3 protein-coding genes are annotated in these 7,267 nt (G+C 28.2%); all 3 read left to right on the forward strand.

The window, feature by feature from the left end:
* Positions 1-149 precede the first annotated feature (149 nt).
* The 3 genes from Q361_RS12810 to Q361_RS12820 all read left to right on the forward strand — a co-directional run bounded on the left by Q361_RS12810 (position 150) and on the right by Q361_RS12820 (position 6,985).
* Positions 150-1,274 carry a M48 family metalloprotease gene (locus tag Q361_RS12810; RefSeq protein ID WP_146047034.1) on the forward strand — a complete coding sequence of 375 codons (1,125 nt, stop codon included), beginning with the start codon at positions 150-152 and terminating at the stop codon, positions 1,272-1,274.
* Between the two features lie 20 nt (positions 1,275-1,294).
* On the forward strand, positions 1,295-1,576 hold the full coding sequence (locus Q361_RS12815; protein ID WP_103727132.1) for a hypothetical protein: 282 nt from the start codon (positions 1,295-1,297) through the stop codon (positions 1,574-1,576).
* A 207-nt stretch (positions 1,577-1,783) separates the two neighbouring features.
* Positions 1,784-6,985, forward strand: coding sequence for an AAA domain-containing protein (locus tag Q361_RS12820; RefSeq protein WP_103727133.1), 5,202 nt, complete (start codon positions 1,784-1,786; stop codon positions 6,983-6,985).
* The last annotated feature ends 282 nt before the right edge of the window (positions 6,986-7,267 follow it).

Here is a 7,267-nt window from a genome sequence, read left to right on the forward strand (position 1 = left end):
TTTAATGGAACGGCCTTTTTGTATATTTGGCTTCAGTCCTTATGGAATGGTTTGGGAACAAAAATCCCCAACTTCTTAAAGCCGGCGGGACGTTGTAGGCAATTTTACCGCTACGTCGTGAAAAAAGTACTTATTAAAAATTCATTTTTATGATAAATAATACAATGAAATTATTTTTATTAACTTCAGTTTTGTTCATTTTTATTTCTTGTAAAGAAAGTAAAGAAACAAAAGAAAATGAAAATGAAACCAACCAAAACATGAACGGTTCAATAAGTGTACCTGACAAAAATAATGTTGAAGGTGAAATAAATAATTTGAAGATAGGTTGTGGTTTTAATTATAATCTAAATAAAGCAGAACTTAAAATATATTACCCACGAGAACGAGAAATAAAAGTTATAGAAAACATTATTTCTTATTCTGGTTTACCATTAAATTTTGAAATATATAGTGGCGATATTCAGAATGCTGTTGCTACAATGATTGATAACAAACGTTATATTATTTATGATCCTAAATTATTAAGTTTTACAGATGAATATTCAGATAGTTATTGGAGCTCTATTTCAATATTAGCGCATGAAATTGGTCATCATTTATCTGGGCATACTTTAAACAACAATATTAGTAACCATGATATTGAACTTCAAGCTGATAAATTTTCAGGTTTTGTTCTATACAAAATGGGAGCTACACAAGAACAAGCTACTAATGCTATGAACTTATTAGGTAGCGAAGTTGATTCAGAATCACATCCAAATAAAAGAAGAAGAATTCAGGCAATATTAGATGGTTGGAATGAAGCAAGTAAACAAAGATATCAAGGAGCAATACCTCCACCACCAAATGACAAACCTGAAGATTTTTATGAGTTTACAACTCCTATGCTAATAACTAAAGAAAAATTAGATTTTGCTAAAGAAAATTATCCAGATTGGTACACTAACAACAACGAATATTTATTTGGTGTAGTTACAGAAGTTGATTTAAAAGAAGGCTTTTTTAATATTAGAATATTAAAATCTACAAAAGAATTTCAAGAAGGTTTTAGGAAGATTGAAAATGAAGATTGGAAAGTTTGGATTGACACATATCATTTTGGTGAAGATAATGAAATGTGCCATGCATGTCAATTTAATTTTGAATCTTTAATTGTGCCTGGAAGAAGATTAAAATTTTCAATGGTTGAAAGCTGTCCTGACTGTGGTACTTCTATGAATGGAGTATGGTTTTTAACATATGCTAAAGCAATGGACAATTCATCTTTTTAAAAACCAAATAAATATAAATTATGAGAGATTATGGAATGCTTTTAGAAAAAACTATTGAGGAATATTGGGGACAACCTAAAACACCAATCTATTTCGCAAACCTTTATGGTGACAAATTTGAAATGCGTGCAATTTTATTTTCGTTGGTAACATACGAAGTTAATTATAAGCCTTCTGAATACACTGAAGAAGAATTGCGTATTTTAAAGGAATATGAACAAAAATGTTGGAATGAAAATCAAACGCATAACGATAATATTTCAATACTTGAATTTTTAGCGAAACATAGGAAATTAATTTAAAAACTGCCTACAACAGCGGTTTTGCGAAATTTGGGCTTTTGGGCTTAATGGAAGGATCTTTTTGTATATTTGACTTCAGTCCGAATGGAATGATTTGGAACAATATAAACCCAAACTTCGCAAAGCCGGCGGGACGTTATGCACAATCTTAAAACCGCACTCCGAAAAAAAATATAAATTTGACAGAAAACTTTACTATTGAATTAAATGAACGTACTCAACCAATACATAACATTTCTAAAAGAATATAAAAAGCTACTCGAAAGAGGAGTAAAAGACGTTCTGAATTCAACTGTTTCCAGTAACTTCATTTGGATTGATGAAATAGAAAACTTCATTGAATCTGGAATATGTGAATCAACCTTAATTGATATTTTTTCTCCAAAATTCAAAAAACAACCTCTAGTTTTCTCTTTACAAAAACCAAATAAACCAAACATACAAATCCCAAATAGATTTATAGAAATCATTGAGTTTGACGAAGCTAAAAATAAGTTTGAAAGTATTAGCGGGAATGAAGAAGAGCTCATAAGTTTTCAGAATTCAGTAGAAGGAAAAGTTGAAATAGAAAAATTAAAAAGGTTTAAGAAAGAAAAAGAGATTCATTCAAAATTATTTAATTCTTATGATGACATAAAATTTGATTCAAATCTTGAAATTGTTTTAAGTATTGGATTAATACAGTATTCTAAGCAAGATAATAGAGGAAATCTTTCTAAAACTAACCAACATCTTTTTCATTTCCCTTTATCAGTAGAAATTGGTGCGAAAAATATTGTAAAAATTTCATTTTCGGAATCCGAAAGTCCTTATCCTGACTTTTTTTTTCTGAATAATAATAACGCTGTAATTAAACAAAATTTATCGAATGTAATTGATGCATTTGAAAGAGAAATTCAAAATTTTGGGTATGGATATATTTTTGAAAAAGATTTCAAAGATTTAATTGTAAAATCTATTCAGAAAATTTCGAGTAATTCAGAATTCGAGAATTCAGTTTACAAACCAGCAAGTGACCATTTCAGAGAAGATTATTTTAAAATATCATTTTCTCCTGCAATAAATATCAAATATAGAAAGCCTCGCTTTTTCGAAAAATTAACGGATTCAATCATCAAACATAATGATGAAAATAAAATAGAAGCAAAACTATTTAATTTATTAGTTAGAAATCCAGAATCATCAGGGAACAATTTTTATACAAAACCTAACTATTTTAAAGACGAACTTTTTGAAACCTATAAAGACAAAGCTAAAAACCTAAATGGAGAAGAGGATTTTTCTGTATTTTTTCCTCTTCCATTCAACAAAGAACAAAAACAGATTTATGAAAATTATTTAAAAAACAGATTAACGGTCGTAACAGGACCTCCAGGAACTGGAAAATCTCATACAATCGTAAATATACTTTGTTCTTTGTTAGCACAAGGCAAAAGAGTACTTGTTACCGCTCAAACAGATAAGGCTTTAGAATCTCTTTTAAATAAAATTCCAGAGACATTCGATAGTTTAATTTTCACTAAAATTGAACTAGAAAATCTAGGAAAAGATGGAAAAAAAAGATTTTCACTAGAAAATAGCATTGGCAATATTTCAAAAATTCTTACAGACAACTTTTATCTAAATGTTGAAACCAAAATTGAAGAGTTAGACAATTTAAAAGCTGAATATGTAAAATTAAAATCCGAAATTATTAGAGCTCTTGAAAAAGAATATCTAAAATATAATTTAAATGACACTTTTAAAGATTTAAGAGCTTATCAAATTGTTGAAAAATTTGAATCAAAAGAATCCGAAGAATGGAATTGGATTAAAGATGAACTAACAAGTGAAGCTATATCCAATTTTGACGTTATAAAAGATGAGATTTTAAAATACAAACAATTAGTTGGAACAGAAATCCGATACAATAATGTTGTTAATATTGACATCTCAACAATATTAAAGAATTTAGAAGATTTTGATTTTAAAAACTTCCTAATTATTAAAGAACAATACATCAATCAATTAAATTATTTAGGATTAAATGAGTATTCCAAAGATAAGGTGTTAAAAATTCAATTAGAGAACATTACAAAAATTGCAAATGAATTTTCTAACTCGGATATCGTTCTCAAAAATATAAAGGAATTAGAGAATCTACAGAAACAACTAAACAATAGGTTTACTCAAGAAAACATTACAATAAACAAATCGTTCAGCAATCTAACTGAAAACGGAACAAAATATCTTTTAGACATTGAAACTTACCTATCATTTGCTGAAAATGGAAAAGCTGGATTTTTTACTAAACTCACCAATTCAAATTTTAAGCAAGTTTCATATTTAGAGCAATTTACCGTCAATGGAAAAAAATGTAATACTAAAACTGAAATATTACAGTTAAAATCGGCAATTGAAAACCTCGTTATAATCAGTAAAAATTTCACATTGTTGAAACAAAATGGTTTCTCATTATCTTATGATGACAGCTCTAATCTATATGAAAAGAGCTTGGTTTTAAATGAAGTTTTAAAGAAGATTGAAATAAATAAGGAAGTTGTTTCTAAAATTCAATTCAATGCTGACTTTATCAATTTTTCAGAATACACACAAATTAATTTGTTTGACATTGATAATTTATCAAAAAAAGCAATTTCATTTAAAGACGACATTAACAAATTAGCAAGAATAAATCATCAATTAATTGAGAAACTTGGCGTATTAAACAACATTGATTCATTAATTGAACAATCTTCATTAAAAGATGAATTCTCAAAATTTTTACCTGTTGAAAAAAATGAAGATGTACAAGATTTTGAACTTTTAAAAAATAAATTTTTAGAAATAGGCAAGCAACTTGAGGTAGAACAAACATTTCTCAACCTAAAAAAATATTTGAGAGATTTGCTCCCGAATACTTTTGATTCACTTGAAAATATTCCTAATCATTATATTTCAAAAGAAAATTTTGAATATGCTTCTGCCTACAGATTTATTAAAGAAAACGAATTCATTGATTTACAAAAATGTAAAGAAGAATTATCGTTTATCAATAAAAAAATATTCCAAGTAAAATGTGAGATTTTATTTGACTTAGCAAAGTCAAACTTTAAAAACAAGTTTGACAATTATGAAATTGATGCTTTTATAAACCTACTTAATAGTTACAAATTTGATTACTCACAGAGTTTAAAAAAAGGTATAAAGGATAACGCAAAGTTTCAAATTGCAATTAGAAAAAAAGGCTCTCAAATTAGTAAAAACCTTTCTTGTTGGGTAATGAAATTTAATGATGTTTTGAACTCATTAGAACACGAGCCAGAAATATTTGATTGTATTATTGTTGATGAAGCAAGTCAGTTAAATTTCAATAGCGTTTTATTAGGTTACTATTCAGAAAACATCATAATTGTTGGCGATAGTAAGCAGACTTCACCAGATGCAAGTATGGTTGATTCTAATTCATTCAATCACATAAAAGACAAGTTTTTAAAAGACTTTTTGAAAGACGATATTATTCAAATTCGTCCTGACACAAGTTTGTTTGATTTAGCAAAAATGGTCGCTGGCAGGTCTGATTTATTATTAAGAGAACATTTTAGATGTGTTCCTGAAATAATTGAATTTTCAAAAAGAGAATTCTATGATAATTCTTTGCGACCTCTGAAACAGATTAACTCAAATAGACTTAATCCAAAAGAAACTATTTTTGTTAACGATGCATTCACAGAAGACAAAATTGTCTATAAGGAAATCGAAGAAATTAAAAAATTTCTTCAAAGAATACTAAAAGACGAACAATATTCAAATAAAACCATTGGCGTAGTAAGTTTAGGATTGACAAAACATACTGAAAAACTAAAAGACATAAAAGAGGATTTAGCCAATGAATTCGGAAAGGAGAAAATAGATAAGCATAAACTTATCATAGAAGATTCTCCAAAATTTCAAGGAGATGAAAGAGATGTTATGATTGTTTCTCTTGGAGTTGCATTAGATTTTCAGAAATTGAAAGAAAACCAAAATGCAAAACCTCGAGCAATTATTAGTGACCAAGATGAATTTAAAAAAATTAATGTAGCATTAAGTCGGGCGAAAGAACAAATGATTTTATTTCATTCAGTTGAGCATAACGATTTACAAACAAATGACTTTAGAAATAAAATCTTAAGTTTCTTCAAAGATGAAGCAAAACCAATTTCTCAATTACAAATTGATAACAACAATATTGAAAGATACCGACACAATGTGCCTGAACCATTTGACAGCTGGTTTGAATGTGATATTGCCAAAGCACTTATTGAAAATGGGTATAGTTATATCCAACCACAATACAATGTAAAAGAAGCTGAACTATTTTATAATCATAAACTTGGAAAACAAGTTTATATTAACTTTAAAATTGATTTAGTCGTTCACAATAACGGAAAAATGATTGCTATAGAATGTGATGGCGACCCCTTTCATTCACTTCCTGAAGATGTGGCTTATGATATTGAAAGACAGGAATTTTTAGAACGTGTTGGATGGAAAGTGTATCGTGTACTTTATTCAGCATTTAAAAGAAGTCCGCAAGAAGAAACACAAAAAATCATTGATTTTATTGAAAAAAACACGAAGAAAGACCATAAAATAACAATTGAAAAACCAATTGAATTAAAAGAAGAATTTGAAGATGAAATAGAATTTGAAAATGAGGAAGAAATATCTGAATATGTTATACCTAAACATAAATCATATATCGACATTTTAGAGGAAAATACCGAAACATCTGATTCTATAAACCAGTTAAATGGCACCACAGCAACAAATCATAAACACAAGTCATTTATTGATATGATTGAAGAAGATTTGGAAGAATCAAATCAGGTAAATCTATTTTCCTATGATAGCAAAATTCTTTGCTACTTTAATCTTTTCAGTGACAACACATATAAAGTACAAGAACATTCGGAAGAGAATTGTTTGTTTTCATTACCTATTGACGAAAAGTTTAAAGATGGCTTTCTTCTTCAATGCTACGACAATGGACATATAAACAAAGTCTATGTAAATTCTATACTGGAAAAGAGAATGAATTATCATTATTCTAATGGCAAAAATCCAAATGCTAACATTCTTTATCTAAAATTGATTGAAGAAGATGCGATTATTGCTTTAAAAATAAAACGAGGTTTAGAAACTGTTTTTAAAGCTCATAAGACTGAAAATATTTCAAATAGAGAACTTTTGCATTTACAAGGTTACAAAGTTGTATATCAAACGACTGAAAATATTGAATACAAAATTTTACCAAAAAACATTTATGAAGGTATAAGACGATTAGTCTTCACAAGTTTTACTGCAGAAGGGAAATCAGTTCACAACAATTACTATGAAAATGAATGGAAAATAATAGAGCAATTTATACCAAAATTAACCGAATAAAAAGACTGTGCATAACAGCAGTTTGGCAAAATGGCGGGTTCAGTGCTAAATTGAACATTCGGATTTCTAATAAACATTAGTGCTTAATTGAAAGTAATTGCTTCTAAATCCGCCACTTCGCCAAGCTGCAAAACGTTGTGTGCCATACTTCCGACGAAATTCAGAAGTGAAACATTTTAGTTTGAATAACCATTTGAATTTTAAGACTTGACGAAATGTCCACTTTTTTTGAGCTATTAGAAAACTAACGGCTGAATTTTATCTGAAATCGAGTAAAGTTTG

Source organism: Flavobacterium croceum DSM 17960 (assembly GCF_002917885.1).
GTDB classification, from domain to species: domain Bacteria; phylum Bacteroidota; class Bacteroidia; order Flavobacteriales; family Flavobacteriaceae; genus Flavobacterium; species Flavobacterium croceum.

What these genes read in the sequence shown, in the direction of transcription:
- Q361_RS12815 (WP_103727132.1), top strand. Translation starts at nt 1,295, where the DNA reads ATGAGAGATTATGGAATGCTTTTAGAAAAAACTATTGAGGAATATTGG.
- Q361_RS12810 (WP_146047034.1), top strand. Translation starts at nt 150, where the DNA reads ATGATAAATAATACAATGAAATTATTTTTATTAACTTCAGTTTTGTTC.
- Q361_RS12820 (WP_103727133.1), top strand. Translation starts at nt 1,784, where the DNA reads ATGAACGTACTCAACCAATACATAACATTTCTAAAAGAATATAAAAAG.